This is a genomic window from Tolypothrix bouteillei VB521301 (assembly GCF_000760695.4).
Lineage (GTDB): Bacteria > Cyanobacteriota > Cyanobacteriia > Cyanobacteriales > Nostocaceae > Scytonema > Scytonema bouteillei_A.
Map to the genome: position 1 here is coordinate 5,911,363 of NZ_JHEG04000001.1, position 25,836 is coordinate 5,937,198.

Consider the following 25,836-nt stretch of genomic DNA (forward strand, 5'->3'; position numbering starts at 1 on the left):
GAGTTACGGGTGATGAAGAACAAACGATGAAGAGTTAGAAAGCCCCAAACGGTTGCTCAACGTCACTCCTAAAACTCTCAGGTAATTCCCTAAAGCCAATTGAGTCATTTCCCAACTTTTAAGCGCTTCTACCACATCAGTGCGAGCTTCCTGTAACTCTTGTGCTAGTTCAACAGCATTTGTAACAGCTTTGGAAATACCAGCATCTGTATGAGGACGGATCGCAAATGCTGCATCACCGATCAAACACACTCGTCCGAAAGCCATACGAGGTACTGACAGATCGTAGATTGGCTGAATCAAAGGTTTTTCTGTCAGTTCAAACAAATGCTGAAATACTGCAGGTAAACTCTTCTTTGCCTCCAGACGGCGCTGTTGCATGATTTTTTCTGTGACTTGTGCTTGAGGCCAGTAAAATTTTTGTACAGCATCTTGGCTGTTACCCATCACTTCAGGTAATTCTTCTACAGGAACATTAAAGTACCAAAGCCAGTTAAAGCGCCGCTTTCCGACCTCTAGTTCCCCATTCGGTCCCGGTACTAAATAACAAATAGCTTGCATACCAGGACCGTTGTAGAATGTAAAGTTATGAGCCAAAAATTCTGCAACTTCAGGCAAAGGAACGCTTTCATCGATCGTTCCCCGCCATGCAACATAGCCCGCGTATTGCGGAACGGTATCTCGTAGCAGTTGCTGACGAATGGTAGAACCCAAACTGTCAGCCTCAATCAACAGATCGCACTCCTCTTGTTGCCCATCTTTCAAGCGTACCTTGACGCAGTTGTCACTCTGTTCAAAACTAACAACTTGGTTGTCTTGATGGTAAAACTCATTTGGGAAACTTTTCCTGAGTTGATGGTGAAGCATATCCCAGGAAATCATAACTTGTGGTATTGCTTCTTCCCAAATTATGCTGCCATCAATTGATAGAAACTGTTGCTTCTCAGACAGAACACCCGTTGCTTCTGTTGCAGCAATACCATGTTCAAAGAAAAAGCGACTCATTTCCAATTGGACAATAGAACCAGCTCCCCAACTTTGCAAAACATCAGGCAAGTGTTCAAAAATTCTCACATGACAGCCAATGCGATGCAGTGCTAAGCCAGCACACAAACCACCCACCGAACCACCAGATATAATGACGCGCAAAGGTTGAGAATTTCGATCCGCGAAGCCCTGATTATCTGACATGGGGTTATATATTTAAGCTCTTCGATAGAGTATAGTACCTTTAGATGAAATAGCAATCCTTTGAAGAAAACTTAAACATTTAGCTGTCAAATACTAATCCAGCAATTACGGAACTCAGGAGCAATGGCATCTAGATTCGGAGATTGTAGAGGCAATAAGAAATACTCGAAATAAAGCGATCGCCTGCTAGCAAGAACAATGCTTATGGGGGCTTCCGTAGTAACCGAATGCAACCACTGCTTCAATTGGTAATTGATTGAATGCAATAGTGTAACTAATTTTAGTTACACAAAGCCGGTTTTGGCAGATAATGGAAGTAAGCAATCTGGAGTTGCTATGACCCGTAGAGAGAAATTGATTGAGCGGTTTCTCCGTCGTCCTAAAGATTTTACCTGGGAGGAGTTGGTCAGCGTGCTTTCTGGGTTTGGTTTTGAAGAAGTCAGCACGGGAAAGACTGGAGGATCGAGGCGGCGTTTTCTCAATGATGCAGGAGTAGTTGTAACATTACACAAACCCCATCCTCAAAATATTCTTAAACGGTATCAAATTGAACAAATTATTGAGATTCTCCAGAGGGAGGAGTTGTTATGAATGACATGATGCAATACAAAGATTATTTCGGATCTATTCACTATAACGATGAAGATAAAATTTTCTACGGACAGGTGGAATATATCCGTAGTTTAATTAGTTTTGAGGGGGAAGATGTGGTTAGTCTAAGAGCTAGTTTTGAGGAAGCAATTGATGATTATTTAGCTCTTTGTGAGGAAAAAGGAATTGAACCAGAGAAGCCGTTTAAGGGTAGTTTTAATGTCCGTGTAGGTAGCCAACTTCATCGTCAAGCAGCATTATTTGCCCAACGCCGAGGAATGAATCTCAATAAGTTGGTGACGGATGCACTCGAACGCTATCTGAAGGCAGAATCGTTAGAAAATGTTTGAGGTCTTTTCTAGCTCTACCATCCCTTTCCCAACCATCTTTGAAAAGCGACCATACTTGTAGTATGCCGCACAAGCACCTTCAGAAGACACCATGCAAGTCCCGATCGGTGTTTCTGGAGTGCAAGCTGTACCAAAGACTTTACATTGCCATGGCTTTAAAACTCCTTTGAGAATTTCCCCACACTGACAAGCCTTGTGGTCAGCAACTTTAAGATTGGGGACGGGAAATTTTAATTCTGCATCAAATTGAGCGTAGTCAGAACGAATTTTTAAGCCAGAATATGGGAGATCTCCTAACCCACGCCACTCAAAATTTTCTCGCACTTCAAAAACTTCGTTCATCGCTGCGATCGCTACAGAATTTCCTGTTTTTTCTACAAATCGATTGTATTGATTTTCTACTTCACAACGATTTTCTAGAATTTGTTGTAATAGCATCCAAACCGATTGAAAAATATCTAAAGGTTCAAACCCGGAAATAACAATTGGTTTATAATACTTTTGACAAATAAACTCATACGGGTCAGTACCTATAACCATACTGACATGACCGGGACCGACAAAACCATCTAGTTGTAAATCTGGATTATCTAATAATGCTTTTAGAGCAGGAATCACAAGGACGTGATTGCAAAACATACTAAAGTTATTGATTTCTTCAGATGCTGCTTGCAAAAGAGTCAAAGCTGTACTGGGGGCTGTTGTTTCAAAGCCTAAAGCAAAGAAAACAATCTCTTTGTCAGGGTTATCCCTAGCGATTTGTAAACTGTCTAAAGGCGAATAAACCATACGGATATCCGCACCTCGTGCTTTGGCTTGCAACAAACTTGATTTTGAACCGGGGACTCGCATTGTGTCGCCAAAGGTCGCTAAAATGACATTGGGATTTTGGCTGATAGCAATAGCATCATCTAGTTTTCCCTTTGGCATTACACAGACAGGACAACCAGGACCGTGAATTAATTCAATAGTTTTAGGTAAAATGTCCTCAATACCGTATTTAAAAATAGAATGAGTATGTCCGCCACAAATTTCCATAATCTTGACGGGCTTTTTTAGCTGTTGCGATAATTTTTCAATTTCTTTGAGCAAAGATAAAGCTTTTCTCGGTTCTCTGAATTCATCAACGTATTTCATAAGGGTTAGTTCTTGGTTATTAGTTATTGGTTATTAGTAGAATAATTAATCACTAATTATTAACAAAATTTGCCAGTTCTTCTAAGAGTTGGATTGTTTGGGCTGCTTCTTGTTCGTTAATTCTACTCATGGCAAAACCAACGTGGACAAGTACCCAATCTCCAACACACGATTGAACTGGGTGGTGTTCGTCCACAATACAAGCAATATTGACTTGGCGCTTTACACCAGCAATATCAACAACAGCTAATTTTTTTTCAATATCTGTGATTTCTGTAATTTGACCGGGGATTCCCAAACACATTTTGTTTTCCTTTTTTTGTAGGTTAGGGTGCAATACTGCAAGCTGAGAATTTTGGTGTAAACTTAACAAAATATTTATAAATGTTGGGTTTCGTTCCTCAAACGCCACATCGCTCAACGGGGGGAACCCTCCGCAGTTGCTTCAACGGGGGGAACCCCCGCAACGCACTGCTCTCCGCACGGCGCTGCTCTCCGCACGCGAGTGGCTCCCCAACCTACGTGTTTTGTAAAGAAGCTGCTGCGATCGCAGCTTGTCCTAGTGATAATCCTCCATCATTTGTTGGAACCAAACTATGAGTTAGAACTTTGAAATTTAATGCTTTTAATTTTACAGTCACTTGTTCTAATAAAATTTTATTTTGAAAAACTCCTCCACTAAGAGCGACACACTTAATGTCATGTTTATGACAAATTAAGTTAATTGTTTCTACAATAAGATTAGCTAATCCCAAATGAAATTTAGCGGCGATAATTGATGGCTTCACTTGCTGTTGTAAATCATCTAGTAAAGCTTTCCACATCGGATGGGGATTTATATGATAGAGGTTATCAACCGTTTCAATTGTGAAAGAATAACCAATTGTTGTGGAAGAACTCTCTAAAATAGTGCGATAAGCTGGAAGCTTAACGGCTGAAGCCGTATCGCAAGCAGCTTCCATTTCTACTGCTGCTTGTCCTTCATAACTACATTTTTCTTGACAAATCCCAATAGCAGCAGCAACTGCATCAAATAAACGACCAACTGATGAGGTTTTAGGAGAATTAATTTGTTTTTCTATAACTTGATTGAGAAGCTTTAAAGGTTTTTTGTCTAAAAAATTAATAATTTCTAAATTTCCGTAATTTTGTTTTAAATCTTCCCAAGAAAAGCAAGAGATTAATTGAGCGTAGGTATTACGCCACGGTTCTTTGATGGCTTGCTTTCCACCAATCATAGCGACTGGTTTAAATGTTGCCAATCGTTTAAATTGGCGGTAATCTGCTAAAAGAAATTCTCCCCCCCAGAGTGTGCCATCACCACCGTAACCCAATCCATCAAAAGCAACACCTAAAATAGGGGGAGAATCAATCGGTACACCGTTCTCTACCATACAAGCAGCAATGTGAGCGTGGTGATGCTGAATGTATAGTAAGGGTACAGTTGTGCTGTACCCATATTGATGAACTGAAGCCAGTTCTTTACCAAGTTTTGCAGACAAGTATTCAGGATGCAGATCGACAGCGATCGCTTCTGGTTTATACTCAAATAAATTCAAGTATAAATTCAGCATATCCTGATAAGCACGGAAAGCAACTGCATTTTCTAGATCTCCCAAATGTTGGGATACGATCGCTTTTGTGTCTTGCAATAGACAAAAGGTATTTTTCAACTCACTGCCCATTGCTAAAATCTGTGGAACACGATTAAAACCTGGTGGTAAATGGATAGGTGCTGGTGCATAGCCTCTAGCACGCCGAACAATTTGCACTTTATTGCCTACAACCCTCACTACTGAATCATCAACCCGGTTAACAATTTGCCGATTGTGGAAGAGAAAATAATCAGCAATTTTTCCCAACTTCTCACGCGCTTCATCATTATCAATACACTGTGGTTCATCAGACAAATTGCCACTAGTTAAGACAATCGGACGGTTCATCCGCTTAAGAATGAGATGGTGAAGCGGGGTATAAGGAAGCATAAAGCCAAGGGTATTTTGCCCCAGTGCTACAGAAGGTGCTATGCGGCTTGGAGTGTAAGTTTTTTTTTGGCTGTCCAACTTGCGATGTTGGTGATTCTTCCACTTCCTCTTTCACCCTCATCACCTGATGAAGCTTCAAGCAACACAATAGGAGCTGCGGGACTTTCAAGTAATTCTCTTTCCTGGATACTAGGAGTGCAGTATTCTTCAACGACAGCCATATCTCGTGCCATCAAAGCAAAAGGCTTGCTTTCGCGTCCTTTGCGCTGACGCAGTTTTTGCACTACAGTTTCATTGGTAGCATCGCAAGCTAGGTGAAATCCTCCTAAACCCTTAATGGCGACAATCTCACCTTTTTGCAATAAGGTACAAACAGAATCAATATCGTCTAGCATAGAAAACATAGAACTTGTTATTGGTTTACCATCAGAACGTTCTAACCAAGCGTTAGGACCGCAGACATGACAGGCTGCGGGTTGAGCGTGAAAGCGTCGATTATTGACATCCTTATACTCGCGAGAACAATCCGAGCACATGGTAAAAGCATTCATGCTTGTATTGTTACGGTCATAAGGAATGGCACGAATAATACTCAAGCGGGGACCGCAATGAGTGCAGTTTGTGAAGGGATAGCGATACCAACGGCTGAAGGGATCGAGGGTTTCTGCTTTGCATTGCGGACAAGTAGCAGCATCAGGGGCAATTTCGGTGTTCACCCTGTCACTCACACTGCCAGAAATCACAAAGTCGTCGAATTGAAATTCGCCTTGATAACGCTTGCGCGTTAATATATTAATTTTTGCTAATGGAGGGCATTCTTTCTGTAATTTGTGGACAAATTCGTCTATTGATTCTTGTTTTCCAGATACCCGAACCAAGACTCCTTGACCATCATTACGAACATCGCCGCACAAACCACAAGCTTTGGCAAGGCGATATACTGTAGGTCGAAACCCAACTCCTTGTACAGTACCGCAAATTCTAATTTCTTCAAAGTTCATAGTCCAAGTGCCATAACATAATTCGGTTGTTTCCTGAGTCAGCGATGACCGCTGTATTGCCACATACCTTCACTCCGTAACACCAATTCAGGCTATCTCGCGTTGGCAATCCATAATCGCGATTTTCACCTTTGCTGTGAAAATCCAATTGTCCGGCGATCGCATCACTCCTCACCCCTTGTAAAGCCATTATTGGCTCTGTCTCAGTCCATCCCAATAACCGGGAATTAGCAGTATCTGCCACTAACAACCACTTCCCTACAGAAGCCACACCATACGGCATACTCAGACTATGAGCGCTGGGAAAATAAACCCCTTGATTCATTTCTACTGAATCAAAAGTTTTTTGTCCTAACACGACTGTACAAGGAGCATTGTTTTCTGTTGGCATTCCCTGCCAAATCATCACCCGATTGTTACCTGCGTCTGTGACAACCAGATTGTCTCCCCAAAAGGTGATATCGTGGCACCAACGCATACTGGATGCAGAAGGAGAACCACCACCATTTTCATTGCGGGCTATCATATCTGGTTGTCCCAATACTAGATCGGCAGGCTGACCGTTTTCTTCGGGGATCTGATACCAAACTAAAACTCTTCGATTTCCAGTATCAGTTACAAACAGCCTTCCTTGATGGTAAAAAACTCCATAACACCAATTCAAGGTATGACCCGCTGCTTGTTGATTTCCCCGATTTGGTTGATTTTCAGTAAAGCAAGCTTGACCTAGCACAATATCTGCTGGAACATTATTATCCTCTGGCAATTTTTTCCAGATTAAAACCCGGTGGTTCCAAGCATCTGCTACCGCCAATCCTTCCCCACAAGCACAAATACCCGTTGGAACACTTAGAGTTGCCCTTCCAACTTCGCCTTTCGCATTTTGTCCTTCATGGTTAAAATCTGGTTGTCCAATGACCCAATCTGCTTTTTGACCATCTTCAGTTGGTTTGTTGCGCCATCCTAACAAACGATGATGCCCTGTATCTGATACCCACAAAGGTCCTGTTTCCGATATTAAACAGGCACCACGAGGACCAAACATTTCTTGTCTGCTAGGTGCAACAGGCATTGCTAATTGCCCAGGTTCCAGACTTTTTCCCAAAATGACTTGAGCACCTTTAGGCGAAAGGAGTAAGCTGTTGGCAATCTCTGTTTCTTTTGGCGTGCTTGTTGGTGCTATCACTAAAACCCTTTAAAGTTAGGAGTTTAAACTTCATCAAATCTATTGTGACAAGTTGTCGATCGGTTGACTTGCCAGTATGACCGAAAAAAGGATAAAGGGTAAAGTATAAAGGATGAAACGCTCGATCGATGGAGTCTACTTCATACTTCACACTTCATACTTTTACTTTAGCTTGAGGTCTCTAAGGAGAAGCGGCATAATTAAGCCACCTATAAAACTCGATATCGGAACTGACATCCAAAGACTCACATTTGCTTGTGCAAACAAGAATAGTATAAGCGCACTGATACCAATACCGAATGAAGTTTGCTGTACAAAGTACATAGGGTCCCGCAATAGCTTCCCCTTAAAAAACAATCGGGCTGTAAACCAGCCTATCTCTAACATAACCCCTCCTAAAAACTCCTCAACAAATCTATGACTATGAGTGCTAGAACAACTCCAGGAATCACACCAGCCGGACCAAATAAACCACCAAGTAGAGCAGAGAACTGATAGCCAATATCGCGTCCAGCCAACAACATTCCTCCTATAGCCCCAGCAATCATAGATATAATTGTTGCTACTAAAAACCAAACAAATCCAGTTGTTAGATCTAATTCATCAGTTATTAAACTTGTGAATACTTCTCTGACTGAAGGATTGGTTAGAAAGTTTGTCATGGTTGTGTCCTTGCTAACAGCTAATGGTGAGTCCAGCCCTGGAGGCGGGTTTCCCGCGCCCTGGGGACTGGCGAACAAGGGAGGGCTAATGGCTAATAGCTATTAGCCATTAGCCATTAGCAATTCATTTATTATTTGCGCTTGTTCTAGCTGTCCGTATTGGGTGAAAATATTCAAAGCTTCTTCATAATATGCATTTGCTTTTGCAAGATTTTGAGGATTTCCAGATTCTGGTTTATCTAAATCATCTGGTAAATTTAATAGAGCGTTAGCTTTATTAGAAATTGTATTAGCATATTCAAGAGGTGTGTCTTGACGATCGCGTACTTTTAATGCTTCGTCATAGGCAGCTAGAGCCCGTAAAATATTATCTATCGGATGTGTACTTGGTAAATACTGTAAAGCATTACCAAGATTGTTGTATAACATTGCATATTCTCTAGGATGGTCTATCAGTCGAATATGCTTGAGTGCTTCCTCAAAGGTTTGTACAGCTAAGCCTTGATATAAGTATTGCCGTTCTGACGTAACAGGCATTGACAGGTATGCGATCGCAATATTATTGTGTAAAATTGCATATTCTTGCGGGTATTCTTGACAAGTAAATACTTGCAATGCCTCCTGGTAAATTTGGATGCTGTCAGTTGAGCGTGCTAAGTTAAAAGGTACGAGGGATTGTAACACCAACCCTAAATTCATTTGGGCTTCTGCCACTTCCTCTGGTAAAGCAAGCTGCTGCAAAATTGGGATTGCCTCTTCTAATTGTTCTTTTGCTTCTAACAGTAATTGCGCCCCAACGTCAGGAATCGCTTTTAAAGTACTTGCCATTCCTGCATTTGCTCTAGCTTTCCACAGCAAATGCTCCTCAGCACATAGATCGCGTGCCTGGTTGTACAATGACAGAGCATTCCACAAATCTTGAGTAGCTTTTGGCTTTTTTTGAAAGCCCTGAGCCATTTCAATGAGCATTTGAATTTTTTCTAGGGTTGATGCTGGAGACGAAGCCAGGACATCCATTGCTGCTTTTACTGCTGAATCTGTTATGCTAGGGGTCATAAATCATTCAAACGTCAAACTTTAAACAAAAATCAAAATTTGACTGTTTACAAGTACAATTTGTAACAGTCGGCTACTTTACTAGAGCGAATTATTAGGTATTGTTACTCACCTCACACCTGACCAACTCACACCTTTCTTATGGATTGTTATCTTGACCCTTTTAAGTTTCACAGGTAAAAGATATGATGCTTCCATAAGATGGAAGTTTACCCCAAGGACACAGCATATTTGTGATACATAAAAGAAACACTATTTCCCCAACACCAGATTGTAAATGTGTTTCTTGAGGCTTTACGCAATTGAATCACTTAAAACAGAAAGTCTCTTCTAAAAGGAGTCGCCTGAGTTTCCTCAAAAGTTCGGCGATGAAGAGTTCTTTTCTTCCAATATAAAACACTTTTTTCTCTCAAATGTGAAAGTGTTTTATAAATATTTATTATAATGTTTTTTGGAAAAATTTATATTTTTTGATGGTTTTAGAGAATTTCCGAAACCATAAAAATTTGTTAAGAAAACTAAAATTGACTGAATCGATAAACGAACGAAAGCTATTTTATTTTAAGCACAATCATTTAAAATTTAAATTTATCTAGTGTAACAATGCTCGCTCTCATCCTAGATGTTAGGTAGCGATTGCCGAAACAAACAAAATTGTATTAGATTAGAATTGACATAAATATGTAAAAAAATAACTAAATTAACCGGAGACAAAGTTATTGTTTCTAAAAAACTCAGTATGGATACGAAAAAGCCGTACCCATACATAGAGATGAATATAATGATGCAATTGCTCATATATTAGCTTGAAACAGTAAAAGAAGATGTTATCTTATAACTTTTCCGGTTGATTATAGATATTTTTTGTTCACAAGTTATAAAATTTATGTAAATAATAAACAGTAGAATTAAACAATACACGAGATGATATAGCAATCCTATTTAAGATCCGAACAAGAGAGTAAGGGAGATAAGGAGGACAAGGAAGATAAGGAAGAGGTGTTTGTAACTCCTATATGGACTGCTATATAGAGCAACTCTATAAGCGTTGCTCAAAACCCCGAACTTCTAAAGAATACAGAGTCGGGTAATGCAATTTGCAAGACTCTGGCTTGCTTGAATAGCTGGAGGCGTAGGGGATAGTCATTACCAACCTTACTTCGCTGGCTCAGTTAGTCAGCTGGATCTCTCGCTCGAGTGGCTCCGCTTGAAAATGCGGACTCCGAAGCTCTGCTTCACACGGGTATACGATCGCAGGAGATCGAGGATAAGTCTATCGTTAACCAACAGCATCCTTTAAGAAGTCAAAAATCTGAAAACTCAATATGTTATACAGTATAAACATTTTATGCTTTCCGCTTCATACTTTATACTTTTTTACTAAATAGCAAATGGCTAACTTATTATGGCTGCAAGGTGGTGCTTGTTCGGGCAACACGATGTCATTTCTCAATGCTGAAGCACCAACGGTTTGCGACCTCATCACTGACTTTGGTATTAACGTACTTTGGCATCCGTCTCTAGGTTTGGAACTCGGTACAAACTTGCAAACAATGCTGTGGCAATGCCTTTTAGGAAAAATTTCCATAGATATTCTTGTCTTTGAAGGCACAGTTATTAATGCACCAGATGGAACTGGGGAGTGGAACCGTTTTGCCGACCGTCCCATGAAAGACTGGTTGCGCGATCTATCACAAGTAGCCAACACTGTTGTTGCAGTGGGAGACTGCGCCTGTTGGGGAGGAATACCAGCAATGACACCCAATCCCAGTGAATCTACAGGATTGCAGTTTCTCAAACGTCAAGAAGGCGGGTTTTTAGGTAAAGACTTTCGCGCTAAATCGGGATCGCCCGTTATCAATATTCCTGGATGTCCAGCCCATCCTGATTGGATTACTCAAATATTAGTTGCGATCGCGACAAATCGAATTGGCGATTTAGTTCTTGACGAACTACACCGTCCCCAAACCTTCTTCAACACTTATACCCAAACAGGCTGCACTCGCAATATCCATTTTGCTTACAAAGCGTCTACCACCGAATTTGGTCAGCGTAAAGGATGCTTGTTTTACGACTTAGGATGTCGCGGACCGATGACCCATTCTTCTTGCAACCGCATTTTATGGAATCGAGTCTCCTCCAAAACCCGTGCGGGAATGCCATGTTTGGGTTGTACCGAACCAGAATTTCCCTTCTACGATCTCAAGCCAGGAACAGTATTTAAGACGCAAACAGTCATGGGAGTTCCTAAAGACTTACCGACAGGAGTTAATAAGAAAGACTACGCCCTACTCACTCTTGTTTCAAAAGACACTATGCCAGCATGGGCAGAAGATGATTTTTTTACGATTTAGTTAATGGCTAATGGCTAATGGCTAATGGCTAATGGCTAATGGCTAATGGTTAATGGCTAATGGCTAATGGCTAATGGCTAATGGCTAATGGTGAGTCCAGAGAAAGCAGGCGGGTTTCCCGTGGTAGGGGACTGACGTATAGCCCTGCGGGCATAGCTTCGAATCGCGCAGCGTCTCCGTAAGGAGATAGGGCTGATGGCTAGTACAAAACTGGCAATTAACTATTAGCTATTAGCCATTAGCTATTAGCTATTAGCTATTAGCTATTAGCAATTTATACAGGAGACAAAAATGACAATCCAAACATTAGATATTTCTCCCGTTGGGAGAGTTGAAGGCGATTTAGATGTTCGCGTAGATATAGAAGATGGGTATGTAGTTAACGCTTGGACTCATGCCGAACTTTTTCGCGGGTTTGAAGTTATTTTACGGGGAAAAGACCCTCAAGCTGGATTAATTGTGACACCTCGCGTCTGCGGTATCTGCGGTGCTTCCCACTTAACGAGTGCTGCTTGGGCATTAGATACAGCATGGGGAACGGAGGTTCCGCGCAATGCAATTTTGGCAAGGAATTTGGGTCAAATTGTTGAAACTATTCAAAGTATTCCCCGTTACTTTTACGGTCTATTTGCAATTGACTTGACCAACAAAAAGTACCAGCAAAGTTCTTTTTACGAAGAAGCATGCAGGCGCTTTGCGGCGTTTACTGGCAAATCTTACGAGCTTGGTATTACAATTTCCAGCAAACCAGTAGAAATTTACGCCCTTTTTGGCGGTCAATGGCCACATTCTAGCTACATGGTTCCTGGTGGTGTGATGTGCGCCCCTACCCTAACGGACATTACCCGTGCTTGGTCAATTCTTGAATATTTCCGCACCAATTGGTTGGAACCAGTATGGTTGGGTTGTTCTTTAGAACGTTACGAACAAATCAACACCTATGAAGACTTCATGGTTTGGTTGGAAGAAAACCCAAACCATGCCAATTCTGACTTGGGTTTTTACTGGCGTATGGGTTTGGATATTGGTTTGGATAAATATGGTGCAGGTGTAGGTAAGTATGTAACTTGGGGTTACCTACCTCACGAGTCAAAATACCAAAAACCAACAATAGAGGGACGAAATGCAGCCTTAATTATGAAGAGTGGGGTATATGATAGTTTTAATGATACCCATACTTCTACGGATTGTGGTGTTGTTAGAGAAAATACAACTCACTCTTGGTATGACGAAGGAACAGAAGACATTCACCCATTTAACCGCACAACCAAACCTATTAAAAAAAATATCAAAGATTTTCAAGGGAAATATTCTTGGTCCACAGCAGTACGTCATAAAGAATACGGACGGTTAGAAGCCGGAGCACTTGCACGCCAGTTAGTCGCAGGTGGCAAACATGGTGAATCTTGGCAGCATTATGACGGATTTATTCTTAATGTATTTAAGCAGTTGGGCGGTGCAAGTATTCATTTACGTCAACTCGCACGCGTTCATGAAATGGTCAAGTTGTATCGACAAGCAGAACACTGTCTGCGTGAGTTCCGGTTAAACGACCCTTGGTATATTAAACCTAAAGAAAAAGACGGACAGGGTTGGGGCGCAACAGAAGCAGCAAGAGGTGCTTTGTGTCACTGGCTACACATTGAAGGTGGTAAGATTAAAAATTACCAAATTATGGCTCCCAGTACCTGGAATATAGGACCTCGCGATGCTGAAGGGATACGCGGACCTATTGAAGAAGCTTTGGTTGGAACACCTATATTGGACTCAACCGATCCAGTAGAAGTTGGTCACGTAGCGCGATCGTTTGATTCTTGTCTTGTTTGTACCGTTCACGCTCACGACGCAAAAACGGGTCAAGAACTCGCACGTTTTCGGACAGCATAATTACAAAAAAAGGGAACAGGGAACACAGAGTTAAGAGTTCCTTGTCACCTCGAGCCGGTGGCTCCGCTTGGAAATACTTGATTGGGAGGCGGAGCCTTGCACTCTGCATTCTGTACCAGAGACTCGGAGCATGAGAATGGCTCTGCTAGATCCCCCACTTTTAAAACATCATCTAACCAATCAATGAACTGCGATAACGTGGGTAATTTCAGGACAAGATGTTTTTATTGCCTGTTCGATGCTTTGAGATAATGTGAGATTGGAAGCCGGACAATGACCGCAAGCTCCTATTAATTTTACTTCCACCGTGTCTGGTGGTTTAATAGCAACTAGTTGGACATCTCCATTATGGCTTTTTAACCCCGGACGGATTTGCTCAAGAGCTTCTTGAATGCGTTGTGATAAAGGTGGTACAGGGGGTTTTATCAGTTCGTGATACAGCAAGACTCCATATACGACTTCATCTTGAACCGCATTGCGTAGCGCTGCCATGGATTCTTGCTTAACACTTTTAATTAAACGTGTCAAAGCTTCTTTGTGTAAAGCTTCAATTGCTCGTTTTAAACCTGCGGCTACTCCTCTTTGGGTTTCATCCCATTCAGCAATAATTGCTTCAAATCTGCTGATTTCTGTAACTAATTCTTCAAGTGTTTCTTGAGTCATGTATACTTTCTTCTGGCTTCTTAATTGTTAACGGTTAACCGATCGCTAACAATTTCACTTACTGCATTTTGAAGTCTTTGAAGAGGAAAGGCATTATTATACCTGTCAGTAAGCTAGAGGCTGCAACTGCTACTAATAACGGTACTTTCACTAATACTAGTGAGACTAACACTAACGAACTTATAATACTTGCGAACGCGATTTGTTTGATAAAATAGATAGGATCGCGAAATAATTTTCCTTTGAAGAACAATTTAGCAGAAAACCATGCAATCTGAAACATTATGTCTCCTTTTAACAGTAATCAGTAACCAAATAATTACCTATTTGTCAATTCAGTAAAATCTTCAGTACAGCTAGCCCTACAATGACACCAGGAATAACACCTGCAGGGCCTAACAAACTGCCAAGTGTAGCAGAAAATTGATAACCAAATTCTTTGCCTGCTAACAGCATTCCACCAAGAGCGCCACCAACAAGAGATAGGAGAAGTCCTATGCAAAGTAACAAAAAATCTCCTATCAAGTTAACATCACCTGATATTAAACTAGAAAATAAATCTGTCATACTGCTTAATGCTTCTCTCAAACAATAAAGCTCTATTTTTTTAGAAATACCATAACAAAAATTTATTTAAAAGGTCTCATGAATACCTCATCTAAATTTCCTATAAGAAATTTTATTGACAAATATTTTTTTATTTTTAATTGATACAAAAGCTATGACAGTACGAAATGATGATTTAGACTCTTTCATCTCAGATGTTATACTGCTACTTAAGGTCAAACAAGAAGATGGAAATCCCACCAACTAATAAATCTGTCCATTTAGCATGCAGTAGAAAGCTACTGACACCTGTATAAATTCAAGATTTGAAACTATGCGATCGCAAAAACAACGCGATCGATAAGAGGTTTCAGTGCCTTGTCATAGTTTGATGAATTTTGGAGCGATCGTAAAGCATTATGCTGCAAAATAATTCATAATATAAAGATAAATGTTGGTCAGCAGCTACGGCTCTCAGGCAGTTTCGCTAAGTCTTGTTCTAAAAAATTTTTATAGGTAATGTGTCCGTACTTGGCATAATTTCCTCGCTGTTTGAGAGGCTTGGATCTTCAACGCCACTTCTCGACCCAAGCCTCTTTTTCATACATTCTTACTTACCAAACTGTTTTCGTTGAGACTCCACTGAACCAATCATTTCAGCCATGTATTGTCGGCAATAAAAATACACCACAGATGACTAACGTACTCTGGTTGCAAGGTGGTGCCTGTTCGGGCAACACCATATCATTTTTAAATGCTGAAGAACCTACAGTCTGCGATTTAATCGCTGATTTCGGCATTAAAGTCCTATGGCATCCATCTTTAGGTCTGGAACTAGGCGATCGCTTGCAGGCGCTTTTACGGGACTGTATTTCTGGAAAAATTCCTCTTGATATATTAGTCTTTGAAGGTAGTGTAGTCAATGCTCCCAACGGAACAGGTAACTGGAATCGGTTTGCCGAGCGTCCTATGAAAGATTGGCTGCTCGATTTATCAAAAGTTGCTAAATTTGTTGTAGCAGTAGGAGACTGCGCGACCTGGGGAGGAATACCAGCCACTGCTCCCAATCCCAGCCAATCGCAGGGATTGCAGTTTCTCAAACGGCAAAAGGGTGGTTTTTTAGGAACAGAATATCGATCTCAAGCAGGTCTTCCAGTCATTAATATCCCTGGATGTCCAGCTCATCCTGACTGGATTAGCCAAATATTAGTTGCGATCGCAACAGGGCGTTTGAGCGACATAACCCTTGACGAATTCAACCGCCCGCAAACATTTTTCAAAAGTTTTACACAAACAGGTTGTACCCGTAACGTCCATTTTGCCTATAAAGCATCAGTTGCAGAGTTTGGTCAGCGCAAAGGATGCTTGTTCTACGACTTAGGATGTCGCGGTCCCATGACTCATTCTTCATGTAACCGTATTTTATGGAACCGAGTCTCCTCCAAAACCCGTGCGGGAATGCCATGTTTGGGGTGTACCGAACCAGAATTCCCCTTCTACGACCTCGAACCAGGAACAGTGTTTAAGACACAAACCCTGATGGGAGTTCCTAAAGATATACCCCCAGGAATGAAAAGGCAAGACTATGCTTTTCTTACCGTTGTCGCTAAGAACATGGTACCTACCTGGGCAGAAGAAGATATTTTTACAGTTTAGTTAATGGCTAATGGTGAGACCAGCCCTGTAGGCGGGTTTCCCGCCGTAGGGGACTGGTGAGACCAGCCCTGCAGGCGGGTTTCCCGCCGTAGGGGACTGGCGAACCCGAAGGGCGAACCCGAAGGGCTAATGGCTAGTAAAAAACTGGCAATTAACTATTAGCAATTAGCTATTAGCAATTAGCTATTAGCAATTTATACAGGAGACAAAAATGACAATCCAAACATTAGATATATCCCCCGTTGGGAGAGTCGAGGGCGATTTAGATGTTCGCGTAGATATAGAAGATGGGTATGTAGTTAACGCTTGGACTCATGCCGAACTTTTTCGCGGGTTTGAAATTATTCTCCGAGGTAAAGACCCCCAAGCAGGATTAATTGCAACTCCTCGTATTTGCGGTATTTGCGGTGGTTCTCACCTGACTTGTGCATCGTGGGCATTAGATACAGCATGGGGAACGGAAGTTCCACGCAATGCAATTTTGGCAAGGAATTTGGGTCAAATCGTTGAAACTATTCAAAGCATTCCTCGCTACTTTTACGGTTTGTTTGCGATCGATCTTACGCATAAAAAGTACCAGCAAAGTTCTTTTTACGAAGAAGCATGCAGGCGCTTTGCGGCGTTTACTGGCAAATCTTACGAACTCGGTGTCACAATTTCTGGCAAGCCAGTAGAAATTTATGCATTACTGGGAGGACAGTGGCCACATTCTAGCTACATGGTTCCTGGTGGTGTGATGTGCGCCCCTACCCTAACGGATATTACCCGTGCTTGGTCAATTCTTGAATATTTCCGCACCAATTGGTTGGAACCAGTATGGTTGGGTTGTTCTTTAGAACGTTACGAACAAATTAAAACCTATGAAGACTTCATGGTTTGGTTAGAAGAAAACCCAAATCATGCCAATTCTGACTTGGGTTTTTACTGGCGTATGGGTTTGGATATTGGTTTGGATAAATATGGTGCAGGTGTAGGTAAGTATGTAACTTGGGGATATTTACCTCATGAAGATAAGTACCAAAAGCCTACAATTGCCTCGCGTAATGCTGCCATGATTATGAAGAGTGGAGTGTATGACAGTTTTAGCGATACTCACACTCTCATGGATCATACCTTTGCTCGCGAAAATACCGCTCACGCCTGGTATGACGAAGGAACAGAAGATATTCATCCTTTCAATCGCGTAACTCAACCAATTGAGCAGAACGACAAAGACTTTGAAAATGCTTACTCTTGGTCAACTGCAGTCCGTCATCAAGACTATGGGCGTTTGGAAGCTGGAGCACTTGCCCGTCAGTTAGTAGCAGGTGGCACACATGGGGAATCTTGGCAGCATTACGATGGATTTATCTTGAGTGCATTCAAAGCAATGGGTGGAGCAAGTACTCACCTACGTCAGCTTGCACGAGTGCATGAAATTGTCAAGTTGTACCGACAAGCAGAACATTGCTTGCGTGAGTTCCGATTAAATGACCCTTGGTATATTAAACCCACGGAGAAAGACGGACGCGGTTGGGGTGCAACAGAAGCAGCACGGGGTTCTCTATGCCATTGGGTGGAATTAGAAAATGGCAAGATAAAAAACTACCAAGTGATTGCTCCCACAACTTGGAACGTAGGACCGAGAGATGCTCAAGGGGTACGCGGACCTATTGAAGAAGCTTTGATTGGAACGCCTATTGTGGATTCTAGCGATCCTATTGAAGTTGGACACGTAGCGCGATCGTTTGACTCTTGTCTCGTTTGTACCGTTCATGCTCATGATGCAAAAACGGGTCAAGAACTCGCACGTTTTCGGACAGCATAAATAATCTCACGCAAAGTTGTCCTTAGCGCCTTGGTGACTTTGCGTGAGATTCTCTTCCTTACACTTACATTGGTGAACCCGTGACAGAACCAACATTACACAAGTATCTTTTACACCTGAATGATGAAGCACTGCAAGAATTTACCCAATGGTGTATCTTAGAACAAGCAATAGCAGCAGGATATGAATTTACTCCCGATTTACAAAAGTTAGAAAATCTTTCCCCACAAGACTTTATTCAAGAACTTATCAGTCAATTTTTAGAGGTCACAAGGAACTCAATAGAAGGTGGTTTAGCTATTCTCTTAGCAGGAAAACAAGCTGACCAACATGCTTTACCGGGGGTGGGAACTTTAGTTGAGTTTATTTCGTTATACGTCCTGTATTTAGTTCCAAAAGGAAAGAACAACACTTTACCTCCAGACGAGAAATTAGCTGAAGCATTGAAAGAGCAATTGGCAAAGTTGTATGAGATCGGTCATAAAAATGGTGTAGATATTAAAGCGCTTCCACAAATTTAGGAAATCCCTAGGGAGCATCCCAATGTGGGAAAAAGACGTTTGCGATTTCAATCGCAGCTACACAGGCGCTCGTCCTTAAGACAAGGACTTCTTATTAAGTCCACCTACGTGGACTTTGTTTGTATAGACGCGATTTTAATCGCCCGATGTTTTTTCCAAATGGGGATGCTCCCTTTGTATACCCTCTGAATAGAATTCGGAGAGCAATAGTACATCGATTGAAAATCAATTATAAAATTTCTATAGGTCGGCATTCAGCTATATCATTCTCAATCAAAAATTATTAATTTCTTTCAACAAAATATCTCCTAACACTTGCCAGGTTTTGGGACCAACAATACCATCAACATTTAGACCAACTTTTTCCTGAAAACGCATGACAGCTTGTCGTGTTGTCTCGTCAAAATTTCCAGATAATGCATGGGAGGGCAATTCTTTTAGAACTACTAAAAGCTCTTGCACCAATGTGACACCGTAGTAAATTCCCTCATTGTCACTATCACCTTTTCGCAAGGTTAGCATTATTGTTTCCTCGGTTGAAACCATTCCATTTACTTCTTTTATTCTTTAATTAGAAATAATTGATTGTGTGCTTCTTCATACTTGTGAATCATGAGTACAAAGTTAGTTTGGATCTCATTGACAAATACAAAACTTAAATTTACTCAATCTGCTATATTTTGTCCCTAGTCTTGGGTTGAGGTTTTACCTATCCCTTGGGTGAGGTTATTACCTGTACTTTTGGCTAAGTTCCTACTGAAAGAGGACTGGAGATTTGTTAAGACAGGTTCAATAATGTACCTGGTATTCAAAACTTGCTATATTGATAATCGTTCCAAAAAATATCCCTTGAGCGATCGCTAAATTCCCAATTGGCAATCCATTCTTTGTTAACTACATTATTTTATTTAAAATTTCAATCATTTTTATTTATCGTTTTAATAAAAAAACAAAATTGATTTTATTTATAATGGTTTTTAGACTGAAATTAATTAGAGAAACTGATTTAACAAAAACAATTATGAGCAAGATACTCACTCCAACAAGTGAAAGCGAGCAACCAGTCACTTCAAACACGCTAAAAAAAGGTAAAACTCATCTTTCCTGTATGGAACTTGTTATCAAACACATACGTTCTAGACCATACACAAGTGCTTTGTTAGTGAAAGATATCAATTTGTACGGCTCAGCGGCTGTTAGCAGATGTTTAAAAAAGCTCAAAGATGAAGGTTTGATAGATCGTATATGGGATCAAAGAAAAATGTGCTTTGTTTATTACAATGTCAAGCTTTGATAGTGTTATAGTAGAGCTACATTTGACGTATTCCTAGCAAAAGTCCTGTTGAGGTTCCCATTCAAAATATCCCTCAACAGTCATTTTTGGCTGTTAGAAGCGGCTAGCTATCATACCAAGATTTTTTAAGCTTGCTCTGATTGTAGCCAATGGCTAGCGTATATTGTTGGTAGTGCCGACCCACTTCATGGCAAACGCTCGGTACAAGCTAAATGTTAATTTAGTACTGTTTAATGTTTACCATTATAGGTTGTGGAAATCTTAATCGTAGCGATGATGCTGTAGGCGTAATCATTGCTCAAAAGTTACAGCAATATCTTATCCAACATCCCCATCCTCAAGTGAGAGTTTATGATTGCGGTACAGCAGGGATGGAAGTGATGTTTCAAGCAAGAGGTAGCAAAAAATTAATGATTCTGGATGCTAGCTCCACGGGTTCCGAACCGGGAGCTATTTTTAAAGTTCCAGGAGAAGAACTCGAAGCGTTACCAGAACCGAGCTATAACTTACATGATTTTCGTTGGGACAATGCACTGGCTGCGGGTAGGAAAATTTTCAAAGAAGACTTTCCTGAAGAAGTCACAGTTTATTTAATAGAAGCAGAAAATCTGGATTTTGGTTTTGAGTTAAGTTCTACAGTCAAATCTTCTGCTGAAGTAGTTTTTCAAGAAATTATTTCTATAATTCAGCGATCGCAGTAAAACTTTTAGGAACATTCACGCCACAGTTTTCCGAAACGGCGTAAGGAGTCAATGACTTGGCACAATCGGTCAATTCAAACACCATTAGAAAGCATACCTTGGAACTGTAAGTCAAAACGCTTTGTATTAAAAAATAAAGGGAGTTATGATGAATCGCTTACAGTTTGTCAGAACCACAGGCGCTTTGTTTATTCTTTTCTCCGTTTCAATTAATGTGCCTTTCTGGTTGCTAACTCAAAACTTTGAGTATGACGATATCCTACGCAAACCTACTGACTACGTTTTAACTCAGTTTCATGCAGGTGGAACCGAACTGATTTTAACGTGGTTTTTCTTTGCCGCGATCGCATTGTTATTCATCCCTGCTTGTACCCTTCTCCAAAAAGTGTTGCAGTGCGAAGATACGCCATACCTAACGACCGCTACCCTAATGGGGGCTATTTCCAGCGTGCTACAGTCAATTGGGCTAATGCGTTGGGTGTTTGTTATTCCCTTGTTAGCTAAATTATATGTCGATCCATCTGCAAGTGACACAACCCGTGCAGCAGTTGTTGTCGTTTACCAAGCGGTTCATCAATATGGCGGTGTGGTTATTGGCGAGCATCTAGGACAAATACTGCTAGTCGGTTGGACATTAGGCGTTAGTATGGCAATGTTGCGATCGCCCCTGTTCAAGCGTTGGGTTGGTTGGATGGGAATCATGACAGTTCCCTTATGGATTCTAGGACAAAGCGAGATGTTTGCTACAATAATCTCCTCAACACCTGTATTAGAAACAGCTTCAATCGGATTCATGCTTTGGGAAGTTTGGCTCATCGTGGTAGGAGTTTCTTTACTACGAGTTAATAAACGCCGATTGGCTGTCGAAAAGTCTAGTCTTGAAAACGATCGAGTTTCTACAACTTTAAACAAGCAGTACAGTACCTCAAACCTCTCATCAAATAGAGCTAGCTAGTAAGCTGTTGTGCTTATAGTTCTTAAGCTTCCTCTCTCAACGGGAGAGAGGACTACCTCCTTCAGCCAGCCACGCAAGACCGAGCCTCGTAAGCTGCATTCCCAGGCTGAGCCTGGGAACGAGAGAAAGCTCCTCCCTCTCCCAGTGGGAGAGGGGGTTGGGGGTGAGGGAGTTCTTCCTTCAGTCATGGGAAGCGGAGTCCAAGCACGAGAAAGGAAGAGAATTTGTAGTACCCATCACATAAGAAATCCTTGCTTAAGATAGATGCTAAGTTACTTCTTAAAGAGATATATCAAGCTATATGAAGAATTTAAGCTAAAAATTCTTTTTTTTGAGGATATCAGCTCCATTGGTGCATTTTTTACCGCTATCCCTCTCAAAGTAACTTATAAAGGTATGTATAAAAAGATGCATTGGACAACTAAAAGTGCGGCTCTAATTGCGTTAGGCGTGGCGAGTGTAGCCGTAGCTCCCAAATTGATTTCTGCTCCAGTTTCCGCACAGGTCAGTGCTCCTACTGTCGCTCAGAACACGAACTTCCCTGATGTTAGCTCGAATTACTGGGCGCAACCGTTTATTCAAGCCCTAGCAGCAAGAGAAATCATTGTTGGCTTTCCTGACGGTACCTACAGACCCGATCAGCCAGTCACTCGTGCTGAATTCGCTGCGATGATTCAAAAAGCTTTCAACCAGAACCAAGTCCGACAGTTAGCCCAGGGCGGTTTTAGAGACGTTCCTTCTGGTTATTGGGGAGCTTCTGCAATTCGGGAAGCATATGAAACTGGATTTATGTCAGGCTACCCAGGAAATTTGTTTTTGCCAAACGAGCGAATTCCTAAAGTACAGGCAATTGTATCCCTCGCAAGCGGTCTGGGTTTAACCGGAAGCAGTACTTCAACAGAGCAGATTCTCACAACTTACTATACAGATGCCAGCACTATTCCAAGTTATGCCGTAAGTAGTGTCGCAAGTGCAACACAAGCTAATCTTGTCGTCAACTATCCAAATATAAATGTACTCAATCCCCTTGTAGCCTTAACACGTGCGGAAGCCGCAGCACATTTATATCAAGCTTTGGTTAGATTGGGACAGTTACAACCTATTCCTGGCAATGTAGCAGCTGCTAGTTATATTGTGGGTAGGACAGCTGGTGATAGCACGGCAAACAACCAAGATATTGTGTCCCTGGCTGGGGCGAGTGGTTCTTTTACGGTTCTGACTTCTTTATTAAAGTCAGCAGGTTTAGCCGATACTTTACAACAACAGGGTCCTTACACTGTTTTTGCTCCAACAGATGAGGCATTTGCCGCTGTGCCTCAATCCACTTTACAACAGTTACAACAGCCAGAAAACAGAGAAACACTCATCAAAATTTTGAGATACCACGTGGTTCCTAGGGCGATCGCAACCAGCGAACTTAAGAGTGGAAATATAGAAACCGCCGAAGGTCAAACTCTCAATCTCAAAGTTAATTCCACTACCAATCAAATCACAGTCAACAACGCCAGTGTTATTCAGTCCGGCGTTCAAGCAAGCAACGGTGTTATTTATCCTATCAACCAAGTTCTCATTCCATCTGGTTTGAGTCTAAATCAAAAGCCACGGAATGGAGGAGATAATATTACGCCAGGAAGAGCAACTCGCGGTGTCTCTAGCTACATTGGAGTTGGTGGGAATATTGGTTTGGGTGGTGATTCAGCCCTTGCTGAAGGTAACTTTGCAGTTGTCAGCAAAATTGGACTGACACGATTCATCTCTGTCAGACCATCGGTAGTTATTGGAGATGACACTGTTGTTTTAGTTCCTATTTCCTTCGACTTTGCCCAGCGCTCCACAAATGCTCTCAACAACACTTTTGGTATAGCTCCTTACATAGGAGCTGGTGTTGCTATTGAAACTAGCGATGACGCTGATGTTGGCTTCCTCCTCTCTGGGGGTGTGGACGTACCATTAGGTCGTCGATTTACGTTAACGGGTGCTGTCAATGCAGCTTTTCTGGATGATACTGATGTAGGGCTTGTACTGGGAGTTGGTTTCAATTTCTGATCGGGTTAGTTGTTAGTTGTTGGTTGTTGGTTTTTGATAGCTACTAACCACTAACCACTAACCAGCAACTACTAACTATGCCCTATTCCGATAAACAGACAGTTCGTCAACTCTCATTTCAAAAGGCATTCCCTGTCCTTTTGGCGGACAAACGCGAATTTTAGCACTGCTAACAACTTTGTGCAGTAATTCTGCCATATTTGTTAACTGTTGCAAAATCCGCCAATTTGTGATTTGGTCGGTACATTCAATAACTAAAGTCAAACCAGTTGCCTGAGAGGTGACATACCACCTACAAGCTGCTAATAAATCTTGGATGTTGCGATCGCATCCTTCATAAAAATATCTACTAATAGAATATTCAAGCTGCTGTCGTAAAATAATATCTGCTGATGTTACTTGAACGGGATGTGAATCTTCCTCATGCCAGAAATGCTTTCTCTTCATCTTCCTCATTCCTTGATTGTTTCATCTATTGACCAATTACCAACGTGTAGAGAATATCTTTCTTTGTTTCTAGAAAATCGCTAGTTTCGTCATCATAGAAAGCGCCAATACCACTACACTGAATTCCCCAATAATTGCTAAATAAATATACCCTTTGCCCTAAAAAACCTGCAATTTGCATTGCAGTTTGATAGTTGCTGTAATTAGATACAAGAAACAATGTTACAGCACTATGTTTGACAAGAGATTGGTTTACGCACAAGTATCCTACCTTGTCACTAAAATCACCTATTTTTATCTGGCGATTTCGGTAGTACAAACCGGGGGATATTCCTTCAACTCTGTTAACAACAGAATAAATTTCTATCTCCTCAAAACTTTCTGTTGGTATTGCTTTTTCCACTTCTTGCAAAATACTACAGAAAACGCTTGCAGAGATAGATCCTTTAAGAAAACGTCGGCTAGAACGCCTGTTCCAAACAGTTTGGAAAAACTTTTCCTTGTCAAAGCTGAACTGCGGGTATTCCAGTTGCTTTTGGGGACTTGCCTGCGAAGCAGTTTCTATATAGCCATCTTCAATAAATTTACTGGCTTCAAAATAATCAGTTCCGCAGACAAAAGGAACTTTTAGCCTGAGGTGTCTGACCTTTTTTGCTTGGAACTCACCAGAAATGGCACAAGCTGTAATAAACTCTTTATTCTCAAAGCCTAAGTCTAAATTGAGAGCGAGTTTATCAAAATCAAAAATAAGTTGGATATCTTTGTTGTGAAAGTAAGCTGAGGCTGCGATAGCACCTAAATGATGACCGCTATCTAAAAAGCAGTACCTCACACCTCTGTCTTGATATTTCCAACTAGACCTATAATAAACGCAACTGATTAAAAAAATGAATCCATTGATACTATTATTTGGTGAAATATAACTTTCTAATCCATCATCAATCAACTCATAAATAAGAGTTAGACAATGATTGGCAACTTCAAGATGGTAGATACCGTCAATTATTCCTTCAATTCCCCGTATCTGGACATAAATCTCGGTAGGATAAAGAGCGCCAGCTGATGGATTAACTCGCAACTTGTATGGGGTATCTTGATAATTTTTCTCAAAAGTTATAGCACTTGTTAGCCAAATAAATGAATGAATTGGATTGTTGGTATCTAGTTTCAACCGCCTGTAAAACTTTGGATAACGTTTAAACTGAGAAGGTTGGGTAGATGCATCCACATAGTTTGGATTTGTCAGCACCGAAACATATGAGTGTTTTGTAGCGTCGTGGTAATTCTTACCTACTCTTTTGCTGGCTGGCATTTTTCAAAATTCTTAAAACGTCTACATTACTAGCAAAATCGATTGCTTTATAATCATCCAAATTCTTTAGATCTAGATCTGGATTGTGTGTCAAAAGCAACTTGACAACTTCTGTCTTTCCGGATGATGCTGCATACATTAAGACAGTTGCACCGTTATCGTTTTGATTGTTAATATCAATTTTTACAGATAGCAACAACTCAATTAATTGATAGCGATCGCCAAAACAAGCAAACCACAGAGCATTATTTCCATCATTGTTTCTAGAATTTACATCTGCACCTGCTTCTATCAATTCCTTAACAACTGATTCAACACCTTCTCTAGTTGCTTTCATTAAAGCTGTATCACCATTTTCACCACGACTATCTAAATTCTGAGTGCTGTAGCCTTTTACCATCATCCATTGACGAGTTGTTTCACTTAAAGAAGACTGCATACTCATTTTTGATTTTTTGACTTCCAATCGTGCTTATTTCATATTTTTA

Annotated in this window: 24 protein-coding genes and 1 pseudogene; 11 read left to right on the forward strand and 14 right to left on the reverse strand. The window is 41.1% G+C overall.

Annotated elements, in window-relative coordinates; translation table 11 throughout:
• Positions 1–3: 3 nt before the first annotated feature.
• Positions 4–1,191: an FAD binding domain-containing protein gene (locus HC643_RS23795; protein WP_167844742.1), complete on the reverse strand. Its 1,188-nt coding sequence runs from the start codon at positions 1,189–1,191 to the stop codon at positions 4–6.
• 336 nt (positions 1,192–1,527) lie between these two features.
• Between HC643_RS23795 and HC643_RS23800 the strand changes: the two genes are divergently transcribed.
• Together HC643_RS23800 and HC643_RS23805 are read left to right on the forward strand one after the other, a co-directional pair.
• Positions 1,528–1,782 carry a type II toxin-antitoxin system HicA family toxin gene (locus HC643_RS23800; RefSeq protein ID WP_038080654.1) on the forward strand — a complete coding sequence of 85 codons (255 nt, stop codon included), beginning with the start codon at positions 1,528–1,530 and terminating at the stop codon, positions 1,780–1,782.
• Positions 1,779–2,132, forward strand: a complete 354-nt coding sequence (locus tag HC643_RS23805) for a type II toxin-antitoxin system HicB family antitoxin (protein WP_038080627.1) — start codon at positions 1,779–1,781, stop codon at positions 2,130–2,132. The genes HC643_RS23800 and HC643_RS23805 overlap by 4 nt, the downstream gene beginning before the upstream one ends.
• Here HC643_RS23805 and hypD read toward each other — a convergent pair.
• From hypD to HC643_RS23840, 7 genes and pseudogenes are all read right to left on the reverse strand, one after another.
• Entirely contained in the window at positions 2,118–3,269 is a 1,152-nt protein-coding gene (gene hypD, locus HC643_RS23810; RefSeq protein WP_038080629.1) for a hydrogenase formation protein HypD, read from the reverse strand. The two genes, HC643_RS23805 and hypD, sit on opposite strands and share 15 nt — an antisense overlap.
• A gap of 52 nt (positions 3,270–3,321) precedes the next feature.
• Positions 3,322–3,573: a HypC/HybG/HupF family hydrogenase formation chaperone gene (locus HC643_RS23815; protein ID WP_038080656.1), complete on the reverse strand. Its 252-nt coding sequence runs from the start codon at positions 3,571–3,573 to the stop codon at positions 3,322–3,324.
• A gap of 214 nt (positions 3,574–3,787) precedes the next feature.
• Positions 3,788–6,255, reverse strand: a pseudogene (locus HC643_RS42630) (carbamoyltransferase HypF).
• Positions 6,245–7,441 carry an NHL repeat-containing protein gene (locus tag HC643_RS23825; protein ID WP_050045226.1) on the reverse strand — a complete coding sequence of 399 codons (1,197 nt, stop codon included), beginning with the start codon at positions 7,439–7,441 and terminating at the stop codon, positions 6,245–6,247. Before HC643_RS23825 ends, HC643_RS42630 begins: the two are co-directional and overlap by 11 nt.
• A gap of 162 nt (positions 7,442–7,603) precedes the next feature.
• A complete protein-coding gene (locus HC643_RS41550) occupies positions 7,604–7,828 on the reverse strand; it encodes a hypothetical protein (RefSeq protein ID WP_038112665.1) in 225 nt (74 codons plus the stop codon).
• Positions 7,829–7,836: 8 nt separating this feature from the next.
• Positions 7,837–8,103 carry an asr0689 family protein gene (locus tag HC643_RS23835; protein WP_038112667.1) on the reverse strand — a complete coding sequence of 89 codons (267 nt, stop codon included), beginning with the start codon at positions 8,101–8,103 and terminating at the stop codon, positions 7,837–7,839.
• Between the two features lie 102 nt (positions 8,104–8,205).
• Positions 8,206–9,159: a tetratricopeptide repeat protein gene (locus HC643_RS23840; protein ID WP_050045225.1), complete on the reverse strand. Its 954-nt coding sequence runs from the start codon at positions 9,157–9,159 to the stop codon at positions 8,206–8,208.
• Between the two features lie 1,391 nt (positions 9,160–10,550).
• On the opposite strand from HC643_RS23840, the gene HC643_RS23845 reads away from it, so the two are divergent.
• Together HC643_RS23845 and HC643_RS23850 are read left to right on the forward strand one after the other, a co-directional pair.
• Positions 10,551–11,513 carry a hydrogenase small subunit gene (locus HC643_RS23845; RefSeq protein WP_038085017.1) on the forward strand — a complete coding sequence of 321 codons (963 nt, stop codon included), beginning with the start codon at positions 10,551–10,553 and terminating at the stop codon, positions 11,511–11,513.
• A 291-nt stretch (positions 11,514–11,804) separates the two neighbouring features.
• Entirely contained in the window at positions 11,805–13,400 is a 1,596-nt protein-coding gene (locus HC643_RS23850; protein WP_038082426.1) for a nickel-dependent hydrogenase large subunit, read from the forward strand.
• A gap of 180 nt (positions 13,401–13,580) precedes the next feature.
• Here HC643_RS23850 and HC643_RS23855 read toward each other — a convergent pair whose 3' ends face one another.
• Together HC643_RS23855 and HC643_RS23860 are read right to left on the reverse strand one after the other, a co-directional pair.
• A complete protein-coding gene (locus tag HC643_RS23855) occupies positions 13,581–14,063 on the reverse strand; it encodes a NifU family protein (RefSeq protein ID WP_038082425.1) in 483 nt (160 codons plus the stop codon).
• 330 nt (positions 14,064–14,393) lie between these two features.
• Positions 14,394–14,630 (reverse strand): asr0689 family protein, encoded by a 237-nt coding sequence (locus tag HC643_RS23860; RefSeq protein ID WP_038082423.1) that lies wholly within the window; start codon positions 14,628–14,630, stop codon positions 14,394–14,396.
• Positions 14,631–15,302: 672 nt separating this feature from the next.
• Here HC643_RS23860 and HC643_RS23865 point away from each other — a divergent pair.
• The 3 genes from HC643_RS23865 (at position 15,303) to HC643_RS23875 (ending at position 18,593) form a co-directional block, all read left to right on the forward strand.
• Positions 15,303–16,265 (forward strand): hydrogenase small subunit, encoded by a 963-nt coding sequence (locus tag HC643_RS23865; protein ID WP_038082422.1) that lies wholly within the window; start codon positions 15,303–15,305, stop codon positions 16,263–16,265.
• Positions 16,266–16,476: 211 nt separating this feature from the next.
• Positions 16,477–18,072 carry a nickel-dependent hydrogenase large subunit gene (locus tag HC643_RS23870; protein WP_050045223.1) on the forward strand — a complete coding sequence of 532 codons (1,596 nt, stop codon included), beginning with the start codon at positions 16,477–16,479 and terminating at the stop codon, positions 18,070–18,072.
• An 80-nt stretch (positions 18,073–18,152) separates the two neighbouring features.
• Positions 18,153–18,593, forward strand: coding sequence for a hypothetical protein (locus tag HC643_RS23875; RefSeq protein WP_038073701.1), 441 nt, complete (start codon positions 18,153–18,155; stop codon positions 18,591–18,593).
• A 273-nt stretch (positions 18,594–18,866) separates the two neighbouring features.
• Here the strand turns inward: HC643_RS23875 and HC643_RS23880 are convergent, their stop codons facing one another.
• Positions 18,867–19,115, reverse strand: coding sequence for a peptidoglycan-binding domain-containing protein (locus HC643_RS23880; RefSeq protein ID WP_050045222.1), 249 nt, complete (start codon positions 19,113–19,115; stop codon positions 18,867–18,869).
• Between the two features lie 499 nt (positions 19,116–19,614).
• On the opposite strand from HC643_RS23880, the gene HC643_RS23885 reads away from it, so the two are divergent.
• From HC643_RS23885 to HC643_RS23900, 4 genes are all read left to right on the forward strand, one after another.
• The gene (locus tag HC643_RS23885; RefSeq protein WP_137986112.1) at positions 19,615–19,887 is read left to right on the forward strand and encodes an iron-containing alcohol dehydrogenase; all 273 of its coding nucleotides are present in this window, start codon (positions 19,615–19,617) and stop codon (positions 19,885–19,887) included.
• Positions 19,888–20,120: 233 nt separating this feature from the next.
• Positions 20,121–20,588, forward strand: a complete 468-nt coding sequence (locus HC643_RS23890; protein ID WP_038073692.1) for a hydrogenase maturation protease — start codon at positions 20,121–20,123, stop codon at positions 20,586–20,588.
• Between the two features lie 145 nt (positions 20,589–20,733).
• Positions 20,734–21,543 carry a DUF4386 domain-containing protein gene (locus HC643_RS23895; protein ID WP_237265934.1) on the forward strand — a complete coding sequence of 270 codons (810 nt, stop codon included), beginning with the start codon at positions 20,734–20,736 and terminating at the stop codon, positions 21,541–21,543.
• Between the two features lie 396 nt (positions 21,544–21,939).
• Complete coding sequence (locus HC643_RS23900; protein WP_038073707.1) at positions 21,940–23,589, forward strand: fasciclin domain-containing protein; 1,650 nt, start codon at positions 21,940–21,942, stop codon at positions 23,587–23,589.
• Between the two features lie 75 nt (positions 23,590–23,664).
• Here the strand turns inward: HC643_RS23900 and HC643_RS23905 are convergent, their stop codons facing one another.
• Genes HC643_RS23905 through HC643_RS23915 form a run of 3 tightly spaced genes read right to left on the reverse strand, consistent with a single transcriptional unit; the run spans position 23,665 to position 25,793 of the window.
• Positions 23,665–24,036: a hypothetical protein gene (locus tag HC643_RS23905; RefSeq protein WP_038073690.1), complete on the reverse strand. Its 372-nt coding sequence runs from the start codon at positions 24,034–24,036 to the stop codon at positions 23,665–23,667.
• A gap of 25 nt (positions 24,037–24,061) precedes the next feature.
• On the reverse strand, positions 24,062–25,348 hold the full coding sequence (locus HC643_RS23910; protein ID WP_038073683.1) for a SagB family peptide dehydrogenase: 1,287 nt from the start codon (positions 25,346–25,348) through the stop codon (positions 24,062–24,064).
• Positions 25,323–25,793: an ankyrin repeat domain-containing protein gene (locus HC643_RS23915; RefSeq protein WP_038073679.1), complete on the reverse strand. Its 471-nt coding sequence runs from the start codon at positions 25,791–25,793 to the stop codon at positions 25,323–25,325. Before HC643_RS23915 ends, HC643_RS23910 begins: the two co-directional genes overlap by 26 nt.
• Positions 25,794–25,836 lie beyond the last annotated feature (43 nt).